The following is a 25,900-nucleotide window of genomic DNA, read 5'->3' on the forward strand; positions in this document are numbered from 1 at the left end:
GCCGAACAGGGGATCTAGAAATTCCTGAGTGTATCTATCAGATTTCTGTCTCCGTCGACTATGTCTATTTTTACCGGGAGCGTCCCGTCTATGTCGTGCGTCGCACAGGATAGACACGGGTCGTATGCCCGGATCGTCATCTCCACCTTGTTAAGTATTCCCTGATCATACTTCCCGTCTTTTATCAACGCCTTCGCCGCCTGTTTCACTGACATGTTTATGGGGGCGTTGTTGTGGGTTGTTCCGACGATCAGGTTGACATTCGTGACGATCCCGTTCTCATCGGTCTCATAGTCATGTATCAGAGTCCCTCTTGGCGCCTCGGTGCAGCCGATTCCTCTGGCCGCCCTCGGTTTGACAGGGATTCTGATATCAGTACTGGTGATATCAGGATCATTCAGGAGCCGCACAACGTTCTCCGCGTTGTAGAGGAGCTCGATGAGGCGAGCCCAGTGATACAGAAGCGTGAGCTGAGCCGGCCGTCCGAAATTCTTTCTGAACTCTTCGAATTCTTTCTGCGCAAGTGGCGTGGGAATGTAGTCGCAAACGTTCATTCTGGCGAGTGTATTTGTTCTGTATATTCCGGATGGATTGGCGAGGTCCATCGAGAACTTCCCGACCTTCTTCATGTATGGGAACTTAAGGTAGGTCCAGGGCTCCACATGCTCCGCTATGTAGTCGGTGTACTTGTCATACGGAAAGTCCTCATACTTCCCGTCCGGTGTCATCATTCTCAGCATGCCGTCATATACGTCGAAAGCCCCATCCTGCTTGACGGTTCCCAGGAACCCCGTTTCTATCACTCCAAGCGTTTTGACCGCGTCCAGGAACGGCGTGAATATGTTCTTCTTTGCGTAGTCGATGCTGAATTTTGCGAGCTCGAGGATCTCCTGTGCCATGGGTTTCAGCTTCTCGACCTCATCCTTGGTCACGGGCTTGCTAACACCTCCAGGCACGGCGGTCACAGGATGAATCGATTTCCCGGAGATTATGTCCAGCATTTGCGCGCCGAGCCACCTGCACCTGACGACTTTCTTTGCGACATCCGGCAGTTTGCCCGCTATTCCTATCACGTTTCTGACCGAGTAGTCCGCATCCGGCCCCATCACGAAGTCAGCGCCGCCCAGGAAATAGAAGTGGAGTATGTGCTCCTCCGTGTATGCGACAGAATTGCAGAGCTCTCTCAGTTTCTTCGCCGCAGGGGGTATGTCCACGCCAAAAACAGCATCACACGCCTTTGCACTAGCAAGGTGATGTGACCACGGACATACGCCGCAGATACTCGTAACAATCCTTGGCAGTTCCTCTACCGGCTTTCCGATACAGAATCTCTCAAAGCCCCTGAGCTCAATGACATTCACCCAGGAATCCTGGACGTTTCCGCCGTCGTCCAGCTGAATTGTGATCTTTGCGTGGCCTTCGATTCTTGTGACTGGTTGAATTACTATTGTTTCACCCATTTTTGGATCCTTTCCTATGGCTTCGCCGGCAGTGGTCTTAATCTGCCCTGGGCACCAATGTATCTCTGGAAGGTTGCTGGTCTATCTAGTATTACCTTTGCGTCAAGGCCGATACTTGTTATTGCGCCCATCATCTCGACCATTGGATTTGCACCTTTTCTGATCGGTCCGAAGCATCCCCTGCAGGGCATTAGTCCTTTTACGCATCTCGGGGTCTTTTCATGCCCTCCACATCCGGACTTTGTCACAGGTCCGAGACAGAGGAAACCGATCTCCATGAAGCACCTTGACTCTTCAAGTTTTTGCCCAAGCGGGATAATTGATTCAAGGGGCCTCTTCAGGGAGATGTCCGCCTTCTTCTCCCTCTTGGTAGGGCAGTCGTCGCATACGCTCCTCTCGGGGAGTGAGAAAGGCTTTCCCTCGAGCAGTGACGTGAGAGCATCTGCAACGATCTCCGGCGCGGTTGGACACCCGGGAATGTACAGATCTACCTTCACAACCTCATCCACACCGTACACCTTGTCCGTAAGCGGGGGGATGCCGGCCTGGGGAGTGGGTGAAGGCTCGGTTGTCTTTGATCCTCTGTAAACCTTTTCGTAGAGGTCTTCGAGCTTCTGCTGGTTTGCGAGCGCCGGGATTCCTCCAAAGCAGGCACAGCTCCCCAGAGCAATGAGGGTTTTGCACTTTGCTCTCATTTCCTTTGCAAGTTCCCTGTTTTCTTCGTTCCTTATCGAGCCGGCCAGTATTCCTACGTCTGCCTCAGGGATTTCCATCTTCTTCTTTTCGCCCGTCTGACCGTAGAGCTTGTGGTCCATCAGAACAGGCATGTGGACAAACTGGAGTTTTGGGAGGAGGTCAAGCAAGGCTTCACCGATATCAAGAATCGTGACCTCACAACCGCCACATATTGCAAACCATTCTTCTGCCACTCTTACGGCCATACAACACCTCCTGGTGAAATGTTAGACCGGGGGCGCACCCTCTACCTTTACGTCTGTCACTATCCTATGGGTAAACAACTGGAACTTGTCTTCTTCTTTTATGATTCTGGTTTCAAAACCATCTGATTCATACTTAGTCATGGCTTCTTTTGCTTCGCCCTCACCCTTATACTCCACGCCATCCCACATGAATTTCTTCCCATCAATCACCTTCGACACGAGCACTAAGTACCCTCCTTAACTCCTGTACGGGCTTGGGCCCAGTTTCCTGATCTGTTCGGTGAAATCGGTCATGACCTGGGCGAATCTTCCGCCTTCGGCTGCAGATACCCACTCGAGCTTGTATCTCTCCGGTTCTATTCCCAGGTCCTCCAGCATGAGAGAGATTCCAGCCGCCCTCTTTTCTGCTTTCAGGTTCCCGTCCTGGTAGTGACAATCACCCGGATGACATCCGCACATGATGACGCCGTCTGCGCCCTTTGTCAACGCGTTGATAACGAAATTCGGATGCACCATGCCGGAACACATCACGCGGATTATTCTGACATTCGGAGGATACTGTATTCTTGACACTCCGGCGAGGTCAGCACCCGCATAGGAGCACCAATTGCAGCAAAAAGAAATTATCAACGGCTCAAACTGTTCATCAGTCATCGTATCACTCGCTATATTGTTTGTAGTGCTGCTTCGACCTGTGCGTCGATCTGATCCGTGGTGAATCCTCTGACCAATACGCCTCTCTTCGGACAAGTTGCCATACAGCAGCCACAGCCCTTGCATAGGCTCTCATTCACGTCAACTGTCTTCTTGATCGAACCCTGCCACATGTACTCAATCAGAGTGATCACCTGGTACGGGCACGGTTCAATGCAGTACGCGCATCCGTCACAGTTCTCATCGATCACGCTCGATACGTTTGCCTCCAACTCAATGCTGTCTTTCGACAGTATGGTGCTTGCTCTGGCGGAGCTCGCCTGCGCCTGGATTATGCTTTCCTCTATTGACTTTGACGAGTGTGCCAGCCCGCAAACAAACACCCCATCGGTTGCAAAGTCAACCGGACGCAGCTTCATGTGCGCTTCCAAAAAGAACCCGTCTTGATTCAACGGGACTTTCAGGAACTGGGCGATAGTCTTGTTGTCGTCGCTTGGGACTATTCCGGCCGACAAAACCACCAGGTTTGCAGGGATTTCAATTGGCATCTTCAACGTCTGCTCATTGACCCTCACCGCTAATGGGCCGCCGTTCTTCGAGACGGTTGGTTTCTCGCCGGCGTCATCGCCATATCTCATGAAGACTACGCCCTTCTGCCGTGCTTTGGTGTAGTATTTCTCCTTGAATCCATATGTGCGGATATCCCTGTACAGAAAGTACACGTTCGTCTCGGGCGACAGTTCCTTTATTTTCAGAGCATTCTTCACTGCCAGTGAACAGCATATTCTTGAGCAATAGGGTCTTTCCCTGTCCCTGGAGCCAACGCATTGGATCATTACCACTGTGTCCGGCTTCTTGCCGTCGATTGAGAGTTCTCCCTTGAGCGCCAAACGCTGTTCGAGCTCGGACTGCGTCATTACCCTGTTGTCTTCCCCGTAGAGGTACTCCTTCGGCGTGTACTCCTTTGCGCCGGTTGCGACGATAGTTATGCCATGTTCAAACTCCTTCTCATCTCCGTTTGTCGCAATCTTTGTCTTGAACTTTCCAATCGAGCCTTCGATGTTCACTATTCTCGCATCAGTGAACAAGTTGATTCTCTTGTTCTGTCTTACCCTTTCGATGATTGATTTCAATTCATTCTGCGGTTTTTCTCCGTCGAACAGGTAATGAATATTACGCAGATTCCCGCCGATCTCCTTCTCCTTCTCCACCAGGTGCACGTCGAAGCCCTGATCTGCCATCTCCAGCGCAGACATCATTCCGGAGAGGCCGCCGCCTATGACGAGGGCTGACTTCTTTATGGGTAGAGTCCTGGCAGGGAGCGGCTCCAGTAGTCTCGCCTTTGCGACAGCTATTCTCACCAGGTCTTTTGACTTTATTGTCGCCTTTTCGCCTTCAGCCATGTGAACCCAGGAGCACTGGTCTCTTATGTTTGCCATTTCAAAGAGATACGGATTGAGTCCAGCCTCCCTTATCGTGTTTCTGAAGAGAAGCTCGTGAGTTCTCGGGGTGCACGAAGCAACAACCAGACGGTTTAGACTATGTTCTTTTATCTTCTCTTTTATCCTCTCCTGAGTGTCATTCGAACACGTATACAAGTTATCGTCTGCATAAACGACGTTAGGAAGTGACTTTGCATATTCCAAAACATCCGGCACAGCTACGACGCCGGCAATGTTCGTGCCGCAGTGGCATATGAACACACCGATCCGGGGTTCCTGTCCTATCACATCTATCTCCGGCGGGAATTCCCTTTCGACGATCAGGCTCCCCTTTGCATCACTCAGGAGTGCGAGGGTTTTTGAGACGGCACCGTCGGCCTGCATCACGGATTCGGGTATGTCTTTGGGTTCTGTGAACGGGCCCGCCACATATACTCCATCCCGCGTGGACTCCACCGGCTTGAAAGCAGCGGTCTTGGCGAAATTGAACTCGTTCAGCTCAATTCCGAAATCCTCTGCGAGCTTCTTCACATCTTTTGGTGGCTGGATACCGACAGAGAGCACGACCAGATCGTATTCGCGCGAGACCTTCCTGTCGTTCTCGTCGAGGTAATTGACTATGAGGTTTCTGGTTTTCGGGACTTCTTCTATGGAAGGGATGCGGCATCTTATGTAGTTCACGCCATGCTTTTTTGCCGATTCATAATACTGCTCAAATCCCTTGCTGAATGCGCGGAGGTCCATGAAGAATATGTCACACTGCAAGTCTGCCCCGGCGTGCTCCTTCGCAATTATTGCCTCCTTTGTGGCATACATGCAGCACACGGAGGAACAGTAGTCCCTGTCATGGTCTCTGGAACCAACACATTGGATGAATGCGATGCGTTTCGGCTTCATCGTAAGAGGCGTTAGAACCAGGCCCCCGAACGGTCCTGACGGGGAGAGGATCCTTTCGAACTCAAGAGCGGTTATGACATTGGGAAAACGTCCATAACCCAATTCTTCCTTGATCTTCGCATCAAACACCTCGTATCCGGGAGAAAGGATGATGGCACCGACATCGAGCTCGATCTTCCGTTCCTTCTGGTCATAGTCTATTGCTTTTGCTTCGCAAACCACCTCACATATTCCGCACACGTCGTGGCTGAGATGCACACAGTAATTCTTGTCGATGGACGGTTTATTGGGCACTGCCTGGGGATAAAGGATGCTTACGGCTGGCTTCCCGTCCAGGCCCATATTGTACTCGTTCAGGATAGGTATCAGAGGACGGTCGGTCGTGAGATCAGTTACCTTTTTCCCGACCGGACATATGAAATCACATGCGCCGCACGTCCAACAGAACTCGTTATGCCTTCCGAATGCCGGTTCCAGTTTCTTCCTCGGCCCTCTTCCAGAGAATGAAATGACACTTCGTCCCATCCTTTCCTGGCACATCCGCACGCAAAGCCCGCAATAGATGCAGTCATCGTATCTCTTCTTGATTCTCGGTTCATGTACGCCGAGGTCGGCAGCGATTTTCTTAATAACTTCGGAGTCCGGACACCTGGCAAGAAGAAGCTCGGCAACTGTTTTCCTTACTCTCCTCGATCTTTCCGAGTCTGTGGCTACGATCATCCCGTCCTGGGCAAGACATGCGCATGACGCCTGAAGGCCCGGAGATCTCCCGGGGGTCTGGACCTCCACGACACAGAGCCTGCACGCACCGTACGGAGTCAGTGCCTTGTGATTGCACAGGGTCGGGACTTTGATCCCCAGCTTCTCTATTGCTGCGAGGAGATATGTCCCCTCTTCTACCTCAACCTTCTGATTGTTTATTGTAAGGTCTATCATCTCCCGCCTCTGTTGTTAGCTTTGGCATAGTTGAAGAAGAGATTAATCTCCGGATGGGTAACTCTCAGACATTTCATTGTTTCATCGAGCTTTCCCAGCGGCTTTCTGTCTATGTGATTCAGCCCGAACGTTGCCGTCACTTTTGTGCCCTTTCCTACGCCGCTGTCGATCTTCAGTTTCCCGCCCGACTCCTCGGCAGATTGAGCAAGGAATGACAGGCCGAGTCCTGTCTTTTTCCTCTCCTTTGTCGTGAAGAAAGGTGACATTGCCTGCTTCCTCGTCTGATCGTCCATTCCTTGTCCGTCATCATTTATCTCCAGGATGAGAAGGTTTTCCTTCTTGTACTCAGTGAGCTTTATCTCCACGTTCTTTGCGTTGGCCCTGATGGAATTCTCCACTATGTCCAGAATATGCAGCGACAGGTCTTCCACACCTATATCCTGACTTCTCTCCCGCCTTCCCCCAAGAAACATTTCTTCATTTCTGCAGTATTTGCATTTTTCATAAAAAAGCAGGTGTATCTGCCGCCGATCTCGTCAAGCGTGTGTGCGTCCGAAGACGTAATGAATGGAAGACCATGGTTTCCAGGAATCCTGTCTTTTCCTGATGGATCGGTTATCTCCAGGGCATCCAGGGCCAAACCATCCGGTATGAAACCGAGTTGGCCTACTATGCTGAAGCCCTCTCTGTCAACATGAGAGGCTATTGCCAGTCCGTTCAACTTGTGCGTAAGGTCAACCACCTTTTCGACCGGAATCTCTGTTGCTCCGATCAGAAGCTTCTTATTAAACCCGACAACCTCATCTTCCTCGTTGACGACCACCTGTTCTCCGTAGAGCTTTTCGTTGTTTGTCCCGCGCAGGTTCTCGTAAATTATTTCCTGCAAAGAGAAGAGCCATTCTTCTCTCTCGAACAAAGCGAGAATGTGCACTTCCTCCCTTGATGTAACCTCAATTCCCCCTATGACCTTTATTCCTTCCTTCTCTGCGGATCTTCTCACTGCAGGGACGTTTTCGGCTGAGTTGTGATCACATATCCCAATGATATCAAGCCCCTTCCTTCTCGCCTCCTGAACTATGCTCCGCGGCGACATCTCAAGCTCGGCACACGGCGAAAGACACGAATGTATGTGCAAATCCGCCCGGAATTCCCTCACGCTACCTCAGCCCCAATTCATACAGCCTGGCTGCCACCTTGAACGTGGCTGAAGAGCTGACCAGAATCGGTATCCGTTCCTCTTCTGCCTTCTTCAGCGTTTCTTCTTCAGGGATTCTGTTGTTGACGATTATTATTCCGCAAAGGTCCGTTGCGCTGGCCACGGCAACAATATTAAGATGGGTCTGGAGGGTCACCCATATGTTTCCCTTTTTGGCGTTTGCAAGAACGTCGCTCAGCAAATCGCTTGCATACCCGCCCGTTACTTCCCTGTCCAGAAGATTCTCCCCTGCCTTAATCTTCAAATCCAGGGCTTTGGCTATGTCCTTTAGCTTCATCGTTGGTCGTGAACCACGAACTCCAGCCTTGTTCCCTCGTCCACACTAGATTCCAGCTTCATTTCGTCGGAACAATTCTTTATGTTGGGAAGCCCCATCCCTGCGCCGAAACCGAGCTCCCTGACCCAGTCAGGCGCCGTCGAATAGCCGGGCCGCATGGCAAGTTCAATGTCGGCGATTCCCGGGCCCTTATCAATCGCAGTGACAGTCACTCTGTTGGATTCCACTCTGGCTTTAAGCTCGCCGCCTTGCGTAAAGATGACCATATTCATTTCAGCCTCGTAGCAAGCAATCACGATTCTTCTTGTGATATCCGGAGGGACGCCCAATCTCAACAAATCCGTTTTCAGTTTACTGCTCTGTTCTCCGGCTTTCTTGAAGTTTCCGCCCTCCACCGGGTATCTCAACTCCAGGGTGGAGTATTCAGATATCATGTCCTCAAATATGTGACTTGCTCTGTATCTGTGAACTTCTTCCTGGTGGTAGTCAACCTCAAGTTTCCGGAGGAGACAGTCAACAATGTCACCCTTCGTCATGATTCCCGCCAGTTCTCTAGTATCGCGGTCCAATACCGGAAAACGTCCGAACCCACTAGTCTCAAACCTGCGGATGGCATGGGTGAGCGGCTCGTCGGCGTAGAGGACCTCCACATCTTTCGTCATCTTGTCTCCGATCTTGCTGTCAAGCTCTCCCTTCATGATGCAATTCACCAAATCCTCGATGCTTATGATTCCTACCAGTTTCCCGTTTTTGCAGACAGGCATTCCGGAGATTCTCAGGTCTCTCAGCTTGATCCTCAGGTCATTCAGAGTATCTTCCGGTCCGATCGTGTGCATGTTCGTTGTCATCGCCTGCGCCACCTTAAGTTCATAGGCAAGTTCCTGTATCTTCGATGGTCTCTTATCATCTTCTTTCATTTTCTGGTTTTTGAGACCTTGCGATCTTTTCCACTCACTCTGTCAGCCTCAGAGCACCCAATGATCCCGGCCCTGAACAGTCTCCCGCAGCTCTCAAACATTGGCAGCTGCGTCGTAAGGAGCGCTATCTCCTTGGTCTTCGCCAGATTGATCACGTCGCCGCTGGGCACCTTGCCTCTGACAAAGCATATCGCTTCTATATCCGTCATTTCCGCCGTGTAGATCGCTTGAGCGGTCGTCAGTCCCGTGAGGAGCAGTGTCTGGGGTTTTATGAAAGCCAGCACATCACTCATCAAGTCACATCCGCATCCCATTCTTATGTCCAGATTCTCATCCGGACATACCAATGGCTTGGCATCCAGGATCGCCAATATCTCTTTAAGCTTCATGAGCCCTCCTGAAATCCTTTACAGGCACCGGCTTTTCGAGTGTCTTGAGATTTCTTGCCTCCTCTCCGGAGACCTTGATAACGGCCGAGACCTTCACCGGGCAAACGTCCAGGCACGTCCCGCATTTAGTGCATTTTGGCTGCTCTATTATGTGTATCTGCTTTGATGCCCCTATGATGGCTTGAGTGGGACATTCCTTCAGGCATTTCAGGCAACCAACGCACTTTTCCGGGACAATGTAGTATTTCACTAGGTTCTTACACACCAGGGCAGGACACCGTTTCTCCTTGATATGAGCTTCATATTCTTCCCTGAAATATTTAATTGTAGAAAGAACGGGATTTGGAAGGGTTGTTCCAAGACCGCACATTGAGCCATCCTTGATTGCTATTCCGAACTCTTCCAAGAAGTCAACATCTCCTTCTTGACCCTCCCCATCTGATATTCTCGTCAAGACTTCAAGTAATGCTTCGCTACCATCTCTGCAAGTGATGCATTTTCCGCAGGATTCATCGTTTGTAAATTGGACGAAGTACTTTGCCACGTCCACCACACAAGTGTCTTCATCCAATACTATCATGCCCCCAGACCCCATCATAGACCCCGCCTCTGTCAGGCTTTCATAGTCAATAGGCAGGTCTATCAGATCATATGGAATGCATCCACCTGAAGGTCCGCCTGTCTGAACAGCCTTGAATTTCTTGTCACCCGGAATGCCCCCTCCGATTTCATAAATTATCTCACGAAGGGTGATTCCCATTGGAACCTCAATCAGCCCTGTATTGTTTATCTTTCCGACAAGAGAGAATATCTTTGTCCCCTTGCTCGTCTCAGTCCCTATGTTTGAGAACCAACCAGCGCCTCTATTGATAATAACAGGGACATTTGCCAGGGTTTCAACGTTGTTCAAAACTGTCGGGCATCCCCAGACTCCAACCTGAGCAGGAAAGGGTGGTCTCTGTCTTGGCTCCGGGCTTTCACCTTCAATTGAATGAATAAGAGAGGTCTCCTCTCCACAGACAAACGCGCCAGATCCCTCTCTTATCTCGATGTCAAAATCAAAGCTCGAGCCAAGTATGTCCTCACCAAGCAAACCATAATCCCTTGCCTGAGAAATGGCAATCTGCATACGTCTTATGGCCAACGGGTATTCCGTTCTAACATAGAAATAACCATGGGAAGCACCTATGGCATATGCAGCAATTGTCATACCCTCTATGGCAGAGTGCGGGTCTGACTCAAACAAGCTTCTGTCCATGTAGGCCCCAGGGTCCCCCTCATCGCAATTGCCAATTATATACTTGGGAGTTTTCTTCTCTCCTCTACAGACCCTCCATTTTATGCCCGAGGGAAATCCAGCGCCCCCCCTGCCCCTCAGCCCCGACTCTATGACCTCCTCTATGACCCTCTGCGGCTCCATCGTCCTCAGAGCCTTTTCCAGCGCCGCATAACCATCCCTTGCTATGTAATCATCAATCTTTTCCGGGTCAATTATTCCCTTGTTTCTCAAAACAATAAGCAACTGTTTCTTAAAGAATGGGATATCCTGGACCAGAGGGGTCGGCTCTTTTTTCTCTGGTGGAACAAACATTAGTCTCCTTACCGGTCTTCCCTTGAGAAAGTGTTCCTGAACAAGAAACGGTATATCCTCAGGTCTTAGAAAGCCATAGAAGATCCCGTCTGGTTCAACCACCAAAAGGGGGCCTTGACCACAAAAACCATTGCATCCTGTTATCACAACGGAGACCTCGTTCTGGAGCCCCTGTTTTGCAATCTCTCTTTCAAGACATTCCCTTATTCCAAAGGCGCCGCCAGCTACGCAGCCGGTTCCGGTACATAACATCAACTCTATTCTTCTCGCAGCCACCGGCTCAACCTCCCTTTTCCGAGCCTATACCAATGGCATATTCTGTTACTATGTTCCCGCCCAAAACATGTTCTTTGAATATTCTTGCTGTCTTATCAGGGGTGAGGTCTCCATACTTAACAGGGGGGGTATTCACCAATTCAACAGTAGCCATCGGTTCCCTTGAGCAAAGTCCTGCGCAGCCCGACGTCGTGACCATTATGTCTTTCACCCCGCCCTTTTCCAGTTCACTTAGAAATGTTGAGACAATCTCTCTCGCACCGGCAGCGATCCCACAAGTTCCCATATGAACTACTATCCGTCCCCTGAACTCCCCGTCTCTGAGGTAAATGCTCTTCTTTGCCTCTTCTCTTTTTTTCCTTAATTCGTCAATCGTGAGTTTGGTCATACTAGGCTTCCTTGTACCTGTTTACTATGTCCGGGACTTGGGCGGTGGTTAACTTACCATACACAACATCGCCCACCGTCGCAGCAGGTGCCAGCCCGCAGCACCCGATACACCTGACGCCCTTCAGTGTGAATTTCATGTCTTTTGTTGTCTCCTCAGGTTTTATGCCAAGGAGATCCCCAAATCTCTCCATTAATCTTTCACTCCCTTTGACATAACATGTTGTTCCAGTACAGACGTTTATTATGTGCTTGCCTCTCGGAGTCATGCTGAACGCACTATAGAACGTTGCCATCCTCAGGATATGAGTTAGAGGGGTATTAGTTTCCTGCGACACATATCTCAACGTATTCTCCGGAAGATAATTGTAGGCCGCATTTATCTCCTGAAGAATGGGCATCAACAAACCCTCCCGGCCCTTGTGCTTCTCAACGATTTCCGTCACTTTTTCTTTGAATTGCTGCTCCAACTCTACTTTTGCAATATCCAGGGGCTGGACGACCTCCAGTATCGGACAGTTTTCAACACAAGTGCCGCAACCCGTACATTTGATTTCATCTATGTAGCTTGCCTTCCTTTTCAGGACCACCTTGAAATGCCCGGCTTCTCCTTCCACCTTCTCTATCTCCGACGATGCAATTATCTCTATGTCCTTGTGCCTGCCGATTGCCACGAGTCTTGGCGCCATGGTGCACATTGCGCAGTCATTCGTGGGGAATGTCTTGTCAAGCTGCGACATCACGCCGCCAATAGAAGCTTCTTTCTCAACGAGGTAAACCTTTATGCCGGATTCGGCAAGGTCGATTGCTGCCTGCATACCGGCAATTCCACCGCCAACGACCAGAGTCGATCCTATCTTGTTGTTATCCTTCATGCTGCTTTTGCCTCACTGACAGCTTCCTGCCCAAGAGCGCTTTCTTTGACGGCTTGAAAGTAGAGACCCAGTGGACGATATACTGCGTGTCCTAATTTTCCGAAGGGAATTTCGACAATCAGCATCGGAACAACTACCACCATGTGGACAAAATAGGCGTAGTGTGCGGTCATTGCGAATCCCAGATATCTGAATATGTGGACGGCAATTCCGGTCAGCGCCGTAAGGAATATCAGTGTGGGGAGTGACCAGTCACTGAAGCTCGAAAACCTGTGCACCTGCTCTTTTTTCCTGATGCGCCCTAAAAGACTCTCACCGCTGCCGTATAACAAAGCCAAAGTGGCGAGGTAGCCCAGCCATCTTTGCGGATGATAGATGGGGTATATGTTGTCGGTCTGAAACCATTTCAAAAAGAAGAGAACCAGTATGCTTATGAGAGCAAATCCGCCGAAAAGAATCAGGTGCTTCACCCATCTTGTCTTGTCCGTGCATTCCCTGAAGCGCATCTGAGCGAACCCGTGCAGCAGCAACGTCTTCATCTCTTTTAGAAACAAGACCGGCGGTATTCTCATTCCTTTGTCTTTGTGGATGGAAAGCCAGTACATACGGAAGGCGTTGGTGATCATCAGGACAACCGGTATCAGGAAGACAACATACGTAAAATAGGTGATATTGCCGAACATGTGGCTCAGTCCCAGGGACATTTTGAGGAAGTCGCCGGCCTGGACGCCCTGCAAGGCTTCGACAAACTTCAAATGGTAGAAGAGCACAAGAAGAAAGACGAGGCCGGCCACGAACAAGCTCGCTATGAACCTCGCTATTCCCGAGCGGTACAATCTTGAGGACAAGCCGGTCCAGTCGTACTGAGATGAAAGATATCGCCTCAGTGTCATCATCGCCTCTCCAGGCTCTGCCTGGTGAGGACAAGTCACAGCACAATCGCCGCAGTAGTAGCAGAGCCATGGTTCAAGGCCTGTTCTGAGTTTGTCCTTGAGCCCATAATGCACGTAGCGAATGGTCCGTCGCGGGAATGAAGCGGAGTCTTTAGACAGAGGACACGTTATCGTGCAGCTTCCACAATTGAAACAACCGCCTACGTCAAATTTGCCAAATCTGCGGACACAGGAAAGCAAAGCCGGTTCGATTCTTATTTCTTGGGCCATTTCAGTTTGCTCCAATTAGCTTTTCCTCTGCTGCCTCATCTGTGTTCTGTGTGATGCCATGCCCTTGCGAGCGCAGCCGTTCAAGACAAACTAATCCTCGTTTTTTTCACAGCATGAGACGAAGTACTAGAAACTGCCCAACCTTCGAGGAAGGAAATCCTGAACCGTTCAGAGCTCAATGTTCAGTTTTTCCGATGCAATATAAGCCAACTCATACCCAAAGTCAACCATTTATACACGACACGTTTTTCAAAGGCAAGCACATTTTTTGATTCGGGGGACACGCCACCTAGTTCGAGAAAATATGCGCAGTCACGTACCTCCGTGTGCCCAGCCCAGGTTTGGTTCCTCGGCACGGATTCGACTGGGCTTCCGGTGCTCGTCAGCCAATTGCTCTTCGAGCTGTCCTTTCCCTCCTGCCGAAAATATCGATCCTTCTTGAACTCGCTCACTCGAATTTGCGAACTTGGGCTTCGCCCTCAGACAGCGCAAATTCGTCCCTTTCGGGTCGCTCCCTCGTCCAAGAAGGGAGTCCAGAGATTTTCAGAAAGTCGGTTCAAGGACATCTCCAAGCCTGCCTGCTGCACGGCCGCGTCACCGACCCGGGCCGAGCCCCAATTGAATTGAGTTACGTGTCACCCTGATTAGCAGCAAAACACTGGTTAGTGAGTATGGCCCCACGTCTCACGTGTAATGCTCCATTGAAAGCTCTCGTCACGCTCGTGACTACTGATTGGAGCGTGGGGGCACTCCCTCTCGGCCAAAGGTCAAAGCCCAACGACGGCCTCTCCAGAAGAAAGCCCGCGTTTGCTTCCCTGCCACAAAACATGACCCACTGGCACAGGAAGATTGGACTTGACACTTGTTCAATATGCATATATGTTCAAGCATATTGAACGGGACGCGAGAATGAACACAAGTCAAGAACCTAGAGAAGAAGATGAATCCGGGCAGGAGTTTCTCTTGGATGCCCTGGATGCATTCCGCCGAGAGACGCACCTGAACGTGGAGAGATGCCAAGGTGACATCGCGGCGGATGGGAGACAAATCGATACAATGATTCGCTTGAAGGCTCAACAACGTGAGATACGATTCTGTGTCGAGATGAAGACGGGAGTGACCGACACAGTCATAGGCCGCTTGGCCCATCAATTCGAAGAGTACTCGGGAAAATGGTTGGTGGTGACGCCTCATGTCCCGCAGCGTCTGGCAAGGAAGTTGAGAGACCTTAATATCCAGTTCATGGATACAGTCGGCAACGCCTATATCAACGAGCCGCCAATCTTCATTTTCATAAACGGCAACAAGCCTCAGCGACGGCTTCAGCTGACATCGGAAGAAGGCATGCTAGGACGGGCTGGCTTGCACGTGGTCTTTGCGCTTTTGTGCAAAAGAGAATTGGAAAATGCTCCCTATCGTGACATTGCTGAGGTAGCGGACGTAGCCCTTGGAACCGTAGCCGCTGTTGTGAAGGATCTGCTTCGCCAGGGGTATATGATTGAGAAACAAGAGGGGGGGCGGAAGCTCACAAGGAAGAAAGAACTTCTCGACAAATGGACGATTGCATATGCTGAAAGGGTCCGCCGGAAGACCCTGATTGGACGCTATACTGCGATCCGACCTGAGTTCTGGCAAGACGTTGATCTTGTACCCTACGATGCACAATGGGGCGGTGAAGTTGCTGCAGATAGAATGGTACATTACGTGAGGCCGGAGATCGTTACGATCTACGCACGACGTCCGCTGAACGACCTTCTGCTTGCTCTTAAGCTTCGGAAGAACCAAGAAGGCCACGTAGAATTGCGACAGCGCTTTTGGAAATTCGAGCTGAACGAACTCAGAAGAGATCTCGTACCACCGCTTCTCGTCTACGCTGACCTCTTAGCCACTGCGGACGTGCGTAATGTTGAAACAGCCAGAATGATCTACAATGAGTATCTTCAAAAACACCTCAAGGAGGACTGACTAACGCCATGACGTTCAACCCGCGTGATCCCTACAATGAATTGCCCCTACTGCCACCAAAGGCAGACTTAGAAACAAGGGGTGTCTTAAAGAAATTGGCATCTGCTCGTGGTGCTCTCGGAGAACCCAAAGGTATCGTCAACCTGATTCCCAACTTCAGGAAAGTGACATGTGTCGCTCAGACACGTATTTGTCAGAACGTGTGTCGGCAATGAAACAGACGACACATGTGTGGAATTATGTGTATCCTCATGACACATATGCTGATTTGGTTCCAAATGTGGTCAAGATTCGATTCTGAATGTCGAGATAGACGTTTTTCTGAACGCGGTGTGAAAAACGTGTCCATGTCGTGAACACATTACTATTTCGTGCAAAGACCGGGATAGATTTCGGCCAACTTCACTATGCAAAACATCGAAGCGCTTGAAAAACGGCTCTGGGAAGCCGCAGACCAGCTAAGGGCAAACTCAGGTCTGGGCTCCAACGAGTATTTCATGCCTGTACTGGGCATTCTCTTTCTGCGTCAGGCGTATAATCGATTCTCTCTCGCTGCGAAGGAAGTTGATAAGTCCTTGCCAGTCCGTGGTGGTGTGAGACGTCGGGTTACCAAGGAAGACTTCACAAAGAGGAGGTCAATTTATTTGCAAAAAGAGGCGCAGTATGAATATCTCACCGGTCTTCCCGGAGATGCAAACATCGGTCGAGCGCTGAACCACGGAATGGAGCTTATCGAACACGATTATGAGAGTCTGCGTGGTATTTTGCCGAGGAACTACGAAGCGTTCAGCAATGATTTGTTGCGTTCGCTCATCAGGATTTTCAATGATGAGATTCTGAGAAGGGCGTCGGGTGATGTCTTCGGAAGAATCTACGAATACTTTTTGATGAAGTTTGCAATGCAAGGAGCCCATGACAACGGCGAGTTTTTCACGCCGCCTTCCATCGTTCAGACGATCGTTAATGTTATCGAACCTGATCACGGTATCGTATTCGACCCCGCCAATGGATCGGGGGGGATGTTTGTGCAGACGAGTCACTTCCTCGAAACCCGCGAAAAGGAAGTGCAGAAGATGGTCACCTTCTATGGCCAGGAGAAGAATGAAACGACAATCAGAATTGCAAAGATGAATCTTACCGTTCACGGCCTTGAAGGAAACATAAAGAGAGGGAATACCTTCTACGAAGATGAACACGAGATGCTTGCGAAGGCTGACTTTCTGATGGCAAATCCGCCCTTCAATGTTGACGGCGTGGATGCCGAGAAGATCAAGAACGATCCACGGTTACCCTTCGGCCTGCCGGGCGTGAACAACAAAGGAGCCGTCACAAGCGGCAACTATCTGTGGATCTCGTACTTCTACAGTTACCTCAATCCTGAAGGGCGAGCTGGATTCGTGATGTCGTCTCAAGCCTCCAGCGCAGGGCACGGGGAAATGACGGTCCGGAAGAAAGTCGTTCAGACGGGACACGTGGACGTAATGATCTCAATCCGCTCCAATTTCTTCTACACCCGTTCAGTCCCATGCGAGCTGTGGTTTTTCGACAAGGGAAAGCCGAAGGCGATGCAGGACAAGGTCTTGATGATCGACGCGCGAAACATTCACCGCAAAGTGACACGCAAGATTTACGACTTCTCGCCCGAGCAACTCGGGAATGTCGCTGCTATTGTTTGGCTCTATCGTGGACAAACGGAAAAGTATCTGAAGCTCGTGCGGGACTACTTTGATGCCATGGTGTCTGAATGCACACAAATTCCTGACGGCCTGAAAGCATTCCACGAAGGCTTGCAAAAGCTTCGAGCACACTTTGAAACGTTTTCGAAAACTCTTGAGAAGAACAAAAAAGTCGCAGCGGAAAAGAAACAACAGTTCAAGGAACCAGTGAAGGAAATTGATGAAACAGTAACGTTGTACGAAAAAGACCGCCGGAAAGTGCTCGGTGAGATCGAGGCCTTTCTGAAATCCTGCGAAAAGACACCGCCGGGGACCAACGGGAAGCAAGTGAAAGCCCGAGAAGCCTTCGATTCCACGGCGGACAGGCTCAAAGGCCTGATGAAACAGATTGAGCTCTTGGCGAAGCTGGCTGTTCGAGTTGCGGATCAGGTGAAGAACCTGACGGCAGAGACCCAGTTACTTAATAGCGGTCTGGATCGAAAAGAGGTTGCCAAACTCTCAAAGCAATTTGTGATTCCTAAGGCAGATTCCGATGAAACCACGCTTTTAAGAAAAGCACTCGACAATCTCAAGCAGGTTGTCTATTTCCATAAGCAGATCCACTGGCTGCAAGCGAAGTTTCCCGATGCGAAGCTGCGGGATGTGGAAGGATTGGTGAAACTGGTTGCCCGCAAAATCATTGAAAAGAACGATTGGAGCCTAACCCCCGGTCGCTATGTTGGCGTGGCACCACCGGAAGAGGATGACGACTTTGACTTTGAGGAAACCTTGCGTGACATTCACACCGAGCTGGTGGATCTCAACAAGGAGGCGGCGGAGCTGGCGGCGAAGATTCAGGAGAACTTTGAGGAGTTGGGGTCATGAGGGCGCGCAAGCTATCACCTCTTGCCAAGTTCGCAACGTTCAACCCAGAGACCGTTGGCAAGGATTACCCTTTCGAAGAGATTGAGTACATCGACATATCGAGCATTGGATCAGGCGCCTCGGTGTCACGGCCAGCGGTGATTCCGCTAGGGACAGCTCCAAGTAGGGCCAAGAGGATTGTGCGTGACGGCGATACCATCATTGCCAACGTGCGACCGAATCTCAGGTCATTTCTCTTCATAAAGAATCCAAAGCCAAATACAGTAGTCTCGACAGGCTTCACCGTTCTTCGAGCACGAGAGCAAGCTGATCCTCGTTTTGTCTTCTATGCAGTTACTGACCGAAGCTTCACCGAGTACTTATCCAACAACGCTAAGGGCACATCGTATCCGGCCGTTGACACTGACACCTTTGAGCGGGGGCTGGTTCCAGACGTGTCGCTTGGAGTTCAAAGGAGAGTGGGCGACATCCTCTCCGCCTACGACGACCTAATCGAGAACAACCAGCGGCGGATTAAGCTGTTGGAGGAATCCGCGAGACTGCTGTACAAAGAGTGGTTTGTCCGCCTCCGCTTCCCCGGCTACGAACACACCCGCATCATCAACGGTGTGCCGGAAGGGTGGGAGAAGAAAAAGTTAGGTGATCTCTGTGATGAAATTAGGGAGATGGTTTCTCCCCAGGAAGTCGATCCGGATACGCCGTATATCGGACTTGAACATATTCCACGTCGATCCATAACTCTTTCTACATGGGGGAAAGCTGAAGAAGTTACAAGTTCAAAGCACAGATTCCGCGCAGAAGACATCCTTTTTGGAAAAATCCGGCCATATTTCCACAAGGTGGGTATTACATTTGTTGATGGTGTTTCCTCGTCAGATGCAATCGTCATCCGGCCACGCCGCTCCACACTCCGCGGCCTCGTGCTGATGACGATGTCGTGCGATCCGTTTGTCGAAGTAACTGCGCAGACAATGAGGGAAGGATCGAAGATGCCGCGCGCTGATTGGAAACAAATGCAGGCGTACCTGGTACCTCTTCCGCCAGACGGTCTGCTGAGCAGCTTCGATAGTTTCGTGCACGCCACCGTCGAGCAGCTGAAGACACTCGCCTTCGCCAACCACAAGCTCCGCCAAGCTCGTGATCTCTTGCTACCAAAGCTGATGAACGGAGAGGTAGAGATTTGAAACAAATTCTATTGTATGAAGTGAATTAAGTATGAGAACAACGATCGAACAATTCGAACAGTGGCTACGAGAGAAACACGAAGGAAATCTCGAGTTCAAGGAAGCCAAGAATCAGTTTGACACCACCAAACTGATGAAGTATTGCGTCGCTATTGCAAACGAGGGAGGAGGAAAACTTGTTCTTGGCGTGACCGACAAAAAGCCACGAGAAGTTGTTGGCAGCCAGGCATTTGAAAATCTTGAGGATATTCAAAGGAGAATTTTCGAGAAGTTGCGCTTTCGGGTAGAAACGGAAAAAATTCCCCACCCAAGCGGCCGTGTTGTAGTTTTTCACATTCCTTCAAGACCGACAGGGACCGCGTATCATATCGATGGTGCTTATTTGATGCGATCCACTGAAGAAACTGTTCCAATGTCCGAAGATCGTCTTCGTGCGATTTTCAATGAGGGCAGACCATCCTGGTTGTCCGAGATCGCACTCCGGCGAGCTTCTTCTGACGACGTTATTCGGTCATTAGATACTCATAGCTATTTTGACCTGCTCAATCTAGCATACCCGGCAAGTCGAGAGAGGGTGCTTGAACGATTTGAAAGTGAAAGATTTATCACCTCACATTACGATAGCTACGATGTAACAAATCTTGGTGCAATTCTTTTTGCAAAAGATCTAAAGCTGTTTGAAAGTCTGCATCGAAAGGCCCCACGTGTGATCGTCTATGAGGGGATAGGCAAAACGAAAACCAAATCGGATAAACCAGGCGTGAAAGGCTATGCCGTGGGCTTTGAAGGTTTGATCGATTATATCGGAAGCCAGCTTCCGTCAAATGAAGTCATCGGCAAAGCTCTCCGAGAGACTGTTCAAATGTATCCGGAAATTGTGATTCGAGAACTTGTTGCCAATGCTTTGATTCATCAAGACTTTAATGAGAGCGGAACATCTGTAATGATCGAAATCTACAATGATCGGATTGAGATTTCTAATCCCGGCAAACCATTCATACCTCCCGAGCGATTCATTGATGAGTACCAATCTCGAAATGACCGCCTTGCTGACGTGATGCGAAGACTGGGGATATGTGAAGAAAAAGGCAGCGGTATTGATAAAGTTGTTGAAAGTGTTGAATTGTTCCAGCTCCCTGCTCCTGATTTCCGTGTAGGTGAAAAACATACTCTCGTTCTGATCTTTGCACACAAGGAATTTGATGAGATGGAGATGAAAGACAAAGTGCGAGCTTGTTATCAGCATTGCTGCCTTCGTTGTGTTATGAATCAGAAGATGACGAACCAGTCTCTGCGCGGGAGATTCAAGCTCTCAGCAATCAAAGCGGATGCCGCCTCACGGGTCATAAGGGAAACCCTGGAAGCTGGCCTAATCAGGCTTGAAGATCCTGAAAGTAGCTCCAAAAGATATGCGAAATACATTCCATTTTGGGCATAGTCTATTTGCAAACAACGTCTATGGAAATGTGGAAAACCCGCCAACTCATTATGAATCAATAGATTATCCATTTGTAGGCAAATGGGACTGGGTGGGCTTGTCTCTGTTTTCTCAACGATTTGCCCAATGAGATGGAAGCGTGAAAACTGAATAAGACCATGACGCACAATTACTCCGAAGACAAACTCGTTCAAGAAACCACGGCAAACTATTTCCGTGACAAGCTAGGCTGGGAATCCGTATACGCCTACAACGACGAGATTCTCGGTCCGGATGGTACGCTGGGCAGAACAACCGAGCGGGAAGTCGTTCTTGTCCGTTATCTTCGTCAAGCGCTGGAAAAGCTCAATCCGGGACTTTCCTCTGACGCCTACGAATCCGCTATAAGGCAAATCGTGGAAACGAGTGTTGCCAAATCCACATTGCAAACAAATAGAGAGAAGTACGAACTTTACAAGAATGGCGTGCTCGTTTCGTTTCGCAACAGCGGTGGTGTGGTGGAAAAGCAAAAACTGAGAGTGTTCGATTTTTCTGATCCCACGAACAATCATTTTATGGTCGTTCGTGAGCTATGGACGCAGGGGCCCTTGTATCGCCGCCGTCCGGATATTCTTGGCTTTGTCAATGGGATCCCACTCCTCTTCTTTGAACTCAAGAACATCCACAAAGATATCCGCCGCGCCTATAGCGAAAACCTGAGTGACTACAAAGACACCGTCCCCAACATTCTCTATCACAATGCTATCGTTGTGTTGAGCAACGGCAGCGAAGCGAAGGTAGGGTCGTTCTCTGCCAAGTACGAGCACTTCCACGAGTGGAAACGACTCGTTGAAGAAGACCCGGGCGTCGTGGATATGGAAACACTACTTAAGGGAATATGTACGAAAGAGAATGTCATGGACATCTTTGAGAATTTCATCGTTTTCGATGACAGCTCAGGTAAGCTTATGAAGGTTCTTGCTCGCAATCATCAGTTCTTAGGTGTCCACAGGGCAATCCAGGCTGTGCGTGAACGGAAGGAGCGGAAGGGAAGGTTGGGTGTCTTCTGGCACACGCAGGGAGCCGGCAAGTCGTACTCGATGGTCTTCTTTGCGAAAATAATCCACCGCAAAATGCAGGGGAGCTTCACGTTTCTCATCCTGACGGATCGAGAAGACTTGGATAATCAGATTTATAGAACCTTTGCCGGCTGCGGTATTGTTGATAACGACAAAACAAAGTGCCGCGCAGGATCAGGAGATAACCTCGAGCAACTTCTCAGGCAAGATCTGCCCTACGTCTTTTCGATGATCCACAAGTTCAACAAAGACGTTAACCCTGACCAGCCGTACACGACCCGGGATGACATCATTGTCATCACCGATGAAGCGCACCGCACGCAATATGGAAGATTAGCATTGAACATGCGGAATGCTCTGCCCAATGCGAGCTACATCGGATTTACTGGTACTCCCCTCTTCAAAGATGACGAAATCACAATGCGGATCTTTGGCGACTATGTATCAACCTATGATTTCCAGCGGGCGGTTGACGACAAAGCCACGGTGCCGCTCTATTACGATAACCGAGGTGAGAAGCTGCAAATTACGATGACCGACATCAATGAACGAATTGCACAGAAATTAGAAGAATTGGAATTCGATCCCGACCAACAAGCAGCGTTGGAACGAGACCTTGCCAGAGACTACCACGTCTTCACAGCGGGAAAGCGGCTTGATGCTATTGCCCGTGACTTTGTCTCGCACTACACGCAGCGCTGGGAGACTGGCAAGGCGATGATGGTTTGTATCGATAAGATAACAACCGTGCGGATGTATAATCTGATCCGAGGATTTTGGCAGCAAAGGATACAAGAGATTGAAGCCAACATGTCGAAGGCTGGCGACGAACAAGAAGAAATTCACCTGCGTCGGCAGCTTCAGTGGCTCATGGAAACCGAAATCGCTGCCGTAATCAGCGAAGAACAGGGCGAGGTTGAGCAATTTCGCAGGTGGGGACTGGATATCCTGCAACATCGTAGAAAGATCAAGAACGGCTATGAGACCCCGGACGGGAAACGGATCGATATTGATCTGGCATTCAAGAATCCTGACCACCGATTTCGCGTTGCGATAGTGTGTGCAATGTGGATGACCGGCTTTGACGTGCCGTCGCTCTCGACGCTCTATCTCGATAAACCGCTTAAAGCTCACACGCTAATGCAAGCCATAGCCCGAGCAAATCGTGTCTACGAAGGAAAGACCAATGGTTTGATTGTCGACTATTGCGGCATTTTGAAGAACCTCCGGGAGGCGTTAGCCACGTTCGCAACCCGGTCCATTGTTGGAGGAGGAGAGCATGTCGTTGATCCTCTCAAACCCGAAGAGGAGTTGTTGGAGGAACTAGAAGAAGTAGTTGAGGAGACGAAAGCATTCCTAAGAGAACGCGGGTTTGATCTTAATCGGATCATTTGGAACACGGGGTTTGAGCGAATTCAGACGATCATCGCCGCCAAAGAGGTCATCAACCTCAATGAGGAAACCCGCAAACGGTTTGAAATATTGGCGCGAGAAGTGTTCAACAAGGTCAAGGCTTGCATTACGATCAAAGGCGTCAACAAGTACCGAGACGAATATGGTGCGATCGATATCATCTATAGGAAACTGCAAGACGACAGGGATCGTGCTGACATCACTGGCATTATGAAGGAACTGCAAACGATCGTTGATGAAGCAATCGTGCCCAGAGATCTTGCGGAATCACAGGACAGAGTCTACGACATTAGCAAGATTGATTTCGAACGGCTGAAAAAGGAATTCACGAAGTCTCCCACAAGGAACACCATGACTTTTTGCCTAAAAGAGCAAGTGGAGAAGCGTCTCAAAGCAATGATTGCACGGAATCCACTTCGGACCGATCTCTACCGACGTTATCAAGAAATCATTGCTGACTATAATCTGGAAAAGGATCGAGTTACGATTGAAGAGACATTCGCAGCACTCCTGAGATTTGTCGAGCAGCTCGACAGGGAAGAAAAGCGTGCCATCCGCGAGGGATTAGACGAAGAGACGTTGGCGCTATTTGATCTCTTGGAGAAGCCGAAGCTTAGGCCGAGAGAAAGAAACAAGCTCAAGATGGTCGCAAAAGAGCTGCTAGAACGGCTGAAAGCTGAGCAACTGAGAGTGCACGGTTGGAGGGAGAAAGAAGCCACGCGTGCTGCGGTGAAGACGTTTATTCATGATTTCCTCTGGAATGAACAAACAGGCTTGCCGGCGGAAAGTTACAGTCCCCCAGAGGTTGAAGACAAGGTGGAGCTTATCTTCAATCATGTCCTCCGGCAGTATGTCGATGCCTCGGATCACGCATATGCAAGCGCGGCATAGCAGAAAGTTTGTTAATCAAACCGCGACCATGGAATCTCAAGAGGAATTCTACAAGATCCCTGCCTGGATGACTCTCGTCCCATAACGTGAATCCTGGGTGTTGATGCCAAGTCAGATATCACGCCTGAAGCTCCCGCGTGACCGTGAGAAGTTGACAGTCGTGCGCTGTGTGATAACATTTGGCCTTCAGGTCTACGTGTTGGTTCTCAAGTGGCGTTGGAAGGAGGCTAAGATGAGGTTCTATTTTCTTCTCCCCTTGATTCTCATCCCGTCTTTATTGTTTGCGCAATCGTCAGACATGGAGCCGGTGACTGTCGGATTCGTGCCTAACGGCAACCAGGTCTCCATGATTGATCTTTCCTGGGGGAAGGTCATCTATAAACTCTACACAGGACAGGCTCCTGCACGGGCGGTGGTTTCGCCAGACAAGAAGTACGTTTGGGTCTTGAACACCGGCTCAGGCAAGACTACGGTCATAGATCTTACAAAACGGGGCGGGTTTGCGAAAGTAGAAATCTCGAATATGATGGAGCCCATCTGGCCGGTCGCCTTCGAACCGGCTGGCAAGAGCGCCTACGGAATTTCTCTGAAAGATTCCGCTCTTCTTGAAATCGACTGCACCAGCTTTGAGGTCAAGTCCAGAACCAGGCTTCCTGCCCCTGATGGAGTGAGAGGCCTGGCAATAACACCTGACAGGAAGAAGCTATATGTCATCTGGGGAAATGCGCTTTCGACTGCCGGTTTGAGGGACTACATAACCGTCTTCGATCCTTCCGGCGGCAAGGAGATCGGGAAGATTCCCGGAGGAAAAGGGATCACCGCCTTGAAACTCTCGAGTGACGGCAAGATTCTACTCGCCCTGGATGCGGGCTCATCAGAGGTGCTCATCATTGACACAGGGAACGATCGCGTGGTCAAGAGATTCGGAGTCGGGCCGGGCCCGCTTTACATGTTTTCGTCTCCGGACTGGTCGAAGCTCGTGGTGACATGCGGCAGTGAGATTCAGCTTTACGGACTCGACCTCAAGAAGAAGTCGTCCAAGCTGATTGCGAAGGCAAAGTTCGACGGATTTGGTGAATTCGGCTGCTTTGATCCAACCGGAAACAATCTCTGTGTCGTTGATAAGAACGGCAAGAGGGTGGTCGTCTTCTCTCCGGCCGACCTTTCCGTAAAATCGACGATCCCGCTTCCCGGAACTCCGGCCAATGTTGACCTTGTTGAGATGCTCGCGATGGACAGAAATGCCATAGCACGCTGGAGCTCTAGCACGAGGCAGGATGCGAAGATTGTTGTGAACCAGTTGAGAAACAGAGGACTGAAATTCAAAGATGCAGAGATTACAGGCACGCTCTATGAGTCCAGAGAAGATACGGCAGGTACTGTCGAGAGGAAAAAGGTGACACTCTACTTCCTTCCGCCGTTCCAGAGCCGCATCGATGTCGCGGGAGCGGAAACGGTCATCGGAAAAGAGTTTGTTGAGAAGGTTATGAAGGATGGAACCAGTACAAAGCGCCCTAGGAGGGGACTATGGTTCATTCCATTCGGAATGGTGAATGTCCAGGAAGCGACATTCATCAATCGTCTTACCGCGGAAGCCGGAGAACCAGGTGCGATAAGCATTGCGCTTGACATCATGCATGAAGAAACCTTTGCAGGCGCGAATTTTGTTGTGCTCGGCGCTGTCCAGGGAGACAGCCTCTCAAGTCAATTCTGGGTGAACAAGGATTCATGGCTCCCGGCAAAGGTTATTGAGAATGACCCAGAGACCGGCACGATCACGGAAACGCAATTCCTGGATTACCGCTCTGTGCCGCCGATGACTGGAGTGGGGGGCTACTGGCTTCCCATGAAACTTGACACCTACATAAACGGGCGATTGGTGCGGACTCTCATGCTGAGAGAAGTAAGCATAGATCAGGGGGTTGACCCTTCATTGTTCGAGTTCTAGCCCCTGCCTGGAGATGAGTATGCGCACGCCGGGTAAGAGTCT

At 50.1% G+C, this 25,900-nt stretch carries 20 protein-coding genes and 1 pseudogene; 6 read left to right on the forward strand and 15 right to left on the reverse strand.

Translation table 11 applies throughout. From position 1 onward, the window contains the following. Window positions 1–14: 14 nt before the first annotated feature. From QME66_00370 to QME66_00440, 15 genes and pseudogenes are all read right to left on the reverse strand, one after another. Window positions 15–1,460 carry a Ni/Fe hydrogenase subunit alpha gene (locus QME66_00370; protein MDI6807424.1) on the reverse strand — a complete coding sequence of 482 codons (1,446 nt, stop codon included), beginning with the start codon at window positions 1,458–1,460 and terminating at the stop codon, window positions 15–17. 14 nt (window positions 1,461–1,474) lie between these two features. Continuing rightward, window positions 1,475–2,401: a methyl viologen-reducing hydrogenase gene (locus tag QME66_00375; protein MDI6807425.1), complete on the reverse strand. Its 927-nt coding sequence runs from the start codon at window positions 2,399–2,401 to the stop codon at window positions 1,475–1,477. Between the two features lie 21 nt (window positions 2,402–2,422). Next, window positions 2,423–2,626: a hypothetical protein gene (locus QME66_00380; GenBank protein MDI6807426.1), complete on the reverse strand. Its 204-nt coding sequence runs from the start codon at window positions 2,624–2,626 to the stop codon at window positions 2,423–2,425. A gap of 12 nt (window positions 2,627–2,638) precedes the next feature. Next, complete coding sequence (locus QME66_00385; protein ID MDI6807427.1) at window positions 2,639–3,055, reverse strand: hydrogenase iron-sulfur subunit; 417 nt, start codon at window positions 3,053–3,055, stop codon at window positions 2,639–2,641. Window positions 3,056–3,066: 11 nt separating this feature from the next. After that, window positions 3,067–6,330 carry an FAD-dependent oxidoreductase gene (locus QME66_00390; GenBank protein MDI6807428.1) on the reverse strand — a complete coding sequence of 1,088 codons (3,264 nt, stop codon included), beginning with the start codon at window positions 6,328–6,330 and terminating at the stop codon, window positions 3,067–3,069. Beyond that, window positions 6,327–6,761 carry an ATP-binding protein gene (locus tag QME66_00395; GenBank protein MDI6807429.1) on the reverse strand — a complete coding sequence of 145 codons (435 nt, stop codon included), beginning with the start codon at window positions 6,759–6,761 and terminating at the stop codon, window positions 6,327–6,329. The genes QME66_00390 and QME66_00395 overlap by 4 nt, the downstream gene beginning before the upstream one ends. A gap of 2 nt (window positions 6,762–6,763) precedes the next feature. Further along, window positions 6,764–7,486: a PHP domain-containing protein gene (locus QME66_00400; protein MDI6807430.1), complete on the reverse strand. Its 723-nt coding sequence runs from the start codon at window positions 7,484–7,486 to the stop codon at window positions 6,764–6,766. Between the two features lies 1 nt (window position 7,487). Continuing rightward, complete coding sequence (locus QME66_00405) at window positions 7,488–7,823, reverse strand: DRTGG domain-containing protein (protein ID MDI6807431.1); 336 nt, start codon at window positions 7,821–7,823, stop codon at window positions 7,488–7,490. Continuing rightward, on the reverse strand, window positions 7,820–8,740 hold the full coding sequence (locus QME66_00410; GenBank protein MDI6807432.1) for a CBS domain-containing protein: 921 nt from the start codon (window positions 8,738–8,740) through the stop codon (window positions 7,820–7,822). Before QME66_00410 ends, QME66_00405 begins: the two co-directional genes overlap by 4 nt. After that, window positions 8,737–9,129, reverse strand: coding sequence for a hypothetical protein (locus tag QME66_00415; protein MDI6807433.1), 393 nt, complete (start codon window positions 9,127–9,129; stop codon window positions 8,737–8,739). The genes QME66_00410 and QME66_00415 overlap by 4 nt, the downstream gene beginning before the upstream one ends. Then, the gene (locus tag QME66_00420) at window positions 9,119–10,972 is read right to left on the reverse strand and encodes an NADH-ubiquinone oxidoreductase-F iron-sulfur binding region domain-containing protein (protein MDI6807434.1); all 1,854 of its coding nucleotides are present in this window, start codon (window positions 10,970–10,972) and stop codon (window positions 9,119–9,121) included. Before QME66_00420 ends, QME66_00415 begins: the two co-directional genes overlap by 11 nt. Before the next feature lie 28 nt (window positions 10,973–11,000). Beyond that, window positions 11,001–11,384 (reverse strand): (2Fe-2S) ferredoxin domain-containing protein, encoded by a 384-nt coding sequence (locus QME66_00425; GenBank protein ID MDI6807435.1) that lies wholly within the window; start codon window positions 11,382–11,384, stop codon window positions 11,001–11,003. Window position 11,385: 1 nt separating this feature from the next. Further along, window positions 11,386–11,829, reverse strand: coding sequence for an NAD(P)H-dependent oxidoreductase subunit E (locus tag QME66_00430; protein ID MDI6807436.1), 444 nt, complete (start codon window positions 11,827–11,829; stop codon window positions 11,386–11,388). Window positions 11,830–11,892: 63 nt separating this feature from the next. Further along, a pseudogene (locus tag QME66_00435) lies at window positions 11,893–12,258 on the reverse strand (FAD-dependent oxidoreductase). Further along, window positions 12,255–13,421 (reverse strand): 4Fe-4S dicluster domain-containing protein, encoded by a 1,167-nt coding sequence (locus QME66_00440; GenBank protein MDI6807437.1) that lies wholly within the window; start codon window positions 13,419–13,421, stop codon window positions 12,255–12,257. Before QME66_00440 ends, QME66_00435 begins: the two are co-directional and overlap by 4 nt. Before the next feature lie 909 nt (window positions 13,422–14,330). On the opposite strand from QME66_00440, the gene QME66_00445 reads away from it, so the two are divergent. From QME66_00445 to QME66_00470, 6 genes are all read left to right on the forward strand, one after another. Continuing rightward, a complete protein-coding gene (locus QME66_00445) occupies window positions 14,331–15,386 on the forward strand; it encodes a type IV toxin-antitoxin system AbiEi family antitoxin (GenBank protein ID MDI6807438.1) in 1,056 nt (351 codons plus the stop codon). Window positions 15,387–15,793: 407 nt separating this feature from the next. Beyond that, on the forward strand, window positions 15,794–17,926 hold the full coding sequence (locus QME66_00450) for an N-6 DNA methylase (GenBank protein ID MDI6807439.1): 2,133 nt from the start codon (window positions 15,794–15,796) through the stop codon (window positions 17,924–17,926). Next, the gene (locus QME66_00455; GenBank protein ID MDI6807440.1) at window positions 17,923–19,110 is read left to right on the forward strand and encodes a restriction endonuclease subunit S; all 1,188 of its coding nucleotides are present in this window, start codon (window positions 17,923–17,925) and stop codon (window positions 19,108–19,110) included. Before QME66_00450 ends, QME66_00455 begins: the two co-directional genes overlap by 4 nt. A 31-nt stretch (window positions 19,111–19,141) precedes the next feature. Continuing rightward, entirely contained in the window at window positions 19,142–20,548 is a 1,407-nt protein-coding gene (locus QME66_00460; protein ID MDI6807441.1) for an ATP-binding protein, read from the forward strand. A 158-nt stretch (window positions 20,549–20,706) separates the two neighbouring features. Then, entirely contained in the window at window positions 20,707–23,910 is a 3,204-nt protein-coding gene (locus QME66_00465) for a type I restriction endonuclease subunit R (GenBank protein MDI6807442.1), read from the forward strand. Between the two features lie 232 nt (window positions 23,911–24,142). After that, window positions 24,143–25,858 (forward strand): hypothetical protein, encoded by a 1,716-nt coding sequence (locus QME66_00470; protein ID MDI6807443.1) that lies wholly within the window; start codon window positions 24,143–24,145, stop codon window positions 25,856–25,858. Window positions 25,859–25,900: the final 42 nt, after the last annotated feature.

The sequence above is a fragment of the Candidatus Eisenbacteria bacterium genome, assembly GCA_030017955.1.
Taxonomy (GTDB): domain Bacteria; phylum Eisenbacteria; class RBG-16-71-46; order JASEGR01; family JASEGR01; genus JASEGR01.

What these genes read in the sequence shown, in the direction of transcription:
- QME66_00415 (MDI6807433.1), bottom strand. Translation starts at nt 9,129, where the DNA reads ATGAAGCTTAAAGAGATATTGGCGATCCTGGATGCCAAGCCATTGGTA.
- QME66_00425 (MDI6807435.1), bottom strand. Translation starts at nt 11,384, where the DNA reads ATGACCAAACTCACGATTGACGAATTAAGGAAAAAAAGAGAAGAGGCA.
- QME66_00405 (MDI6807431.1), bottom strand. Translation starts at nt 7,823, where the DNA reads ATGAAGCTAAAGGACATAGCCAAAGCCCTGGATTTGAAGATTAAGGCA.
- QME66_00470 (MDI6807443.1), top strand. Translation starts at nt 24,143, where the DNA reads ATGAGGTTCTATTTTCTTCTCCCCTTGATTCTCATCCCGTCTTTATTG.
- QME66_00440 (MDI6807437.1), bottom strand. Translation starts at nt 13,421, where the DNA reads ATGGCCCAAGAAATAAGAATCGAACCGGCTTTGCTTTCCTGTGTCCGC.
- QME66_00450 (MDI6807439.1), top strand. Translation starts at nt 15,794, where the DNA reads ATGCAAAACATCGAAGCGCTTGAAAAACGGCTCTGGGAAGCCGCAGAC.
- QME66_00375 (MDI6807425.1), bottom strand. Translation starts at nt 2,401, where the DNA reads ATGGCCGTAAGAGTGGCAGAAGAATGGTTTGCAATATGTGGCGGTTGT.
- QME66_00370 (MDI6807424.1), bottom strand. Translation starts at nt 1,460, where the DNA reads ATGGGTGAAACAATAGTAATTCAACCAGTCACAAGAATCGAAGGCCAC.
- QME66_00445 (MDI6807438.1), top strand. Translation starts at nt 14,331, where the DNA reads ATGAACACAAGTCAAGAACCTAGAGAAGAAGATGAATCCGGGCAGGAG.
- QME66_00390 (MDI6807428.1), bottom strand. Translation starts at nt 6,330, where the DNA reads ATGATAGACCTTACAATAAACAATCAGAAGGTTGAGGTAGAAGAGGGG.
- QME66_00460 (MDI6807441.1), top strand. Translation starts at nt 19,142, where the DNA reads ATGAGAACAACGATCGAACAATTCGAACAGTGGCTACGAGAGAAACAC.
- QME66_00410 (MDI6807432.1), bottom strand. Translation starts at nt 8,740, where the DNA reads ATGAAAGAAGATGATAAGAGACCATCGAAGATACAGGAACTTGCCTAT.
- QME66_00385 (MDI6807427.1), bottom strand. Translation starts at nt 3,055, where the DNA reads ATGACTGATGAACAGTTTGAGCCGTTGATAATTTCTTTTTGCTGCAAT.
- QME66_00420 (MDI6807434.1), bottom strand. Translation starts at nt 10,972, where the DNA reads ATGTTATGTACCGGAACCGGCTGCGTAGCTGGCGGCGCCTTTGGAATA.
- QME66_00465 (MDI6807442.1), top strand. Translation starts at nt 20,707, where the DNA reads ATGACGCACAATTACTCCGAAGACAAACTCGTTCAAGAAACCACGGCA.
- QME66_00455 (MDI6807440.1), top strand. Translation starts at nt 17,923, where the DNA reads ATGAGGGCGCGCAAGCTATCACCTCTTGCCAAGTTCGCAACGTTCAAC.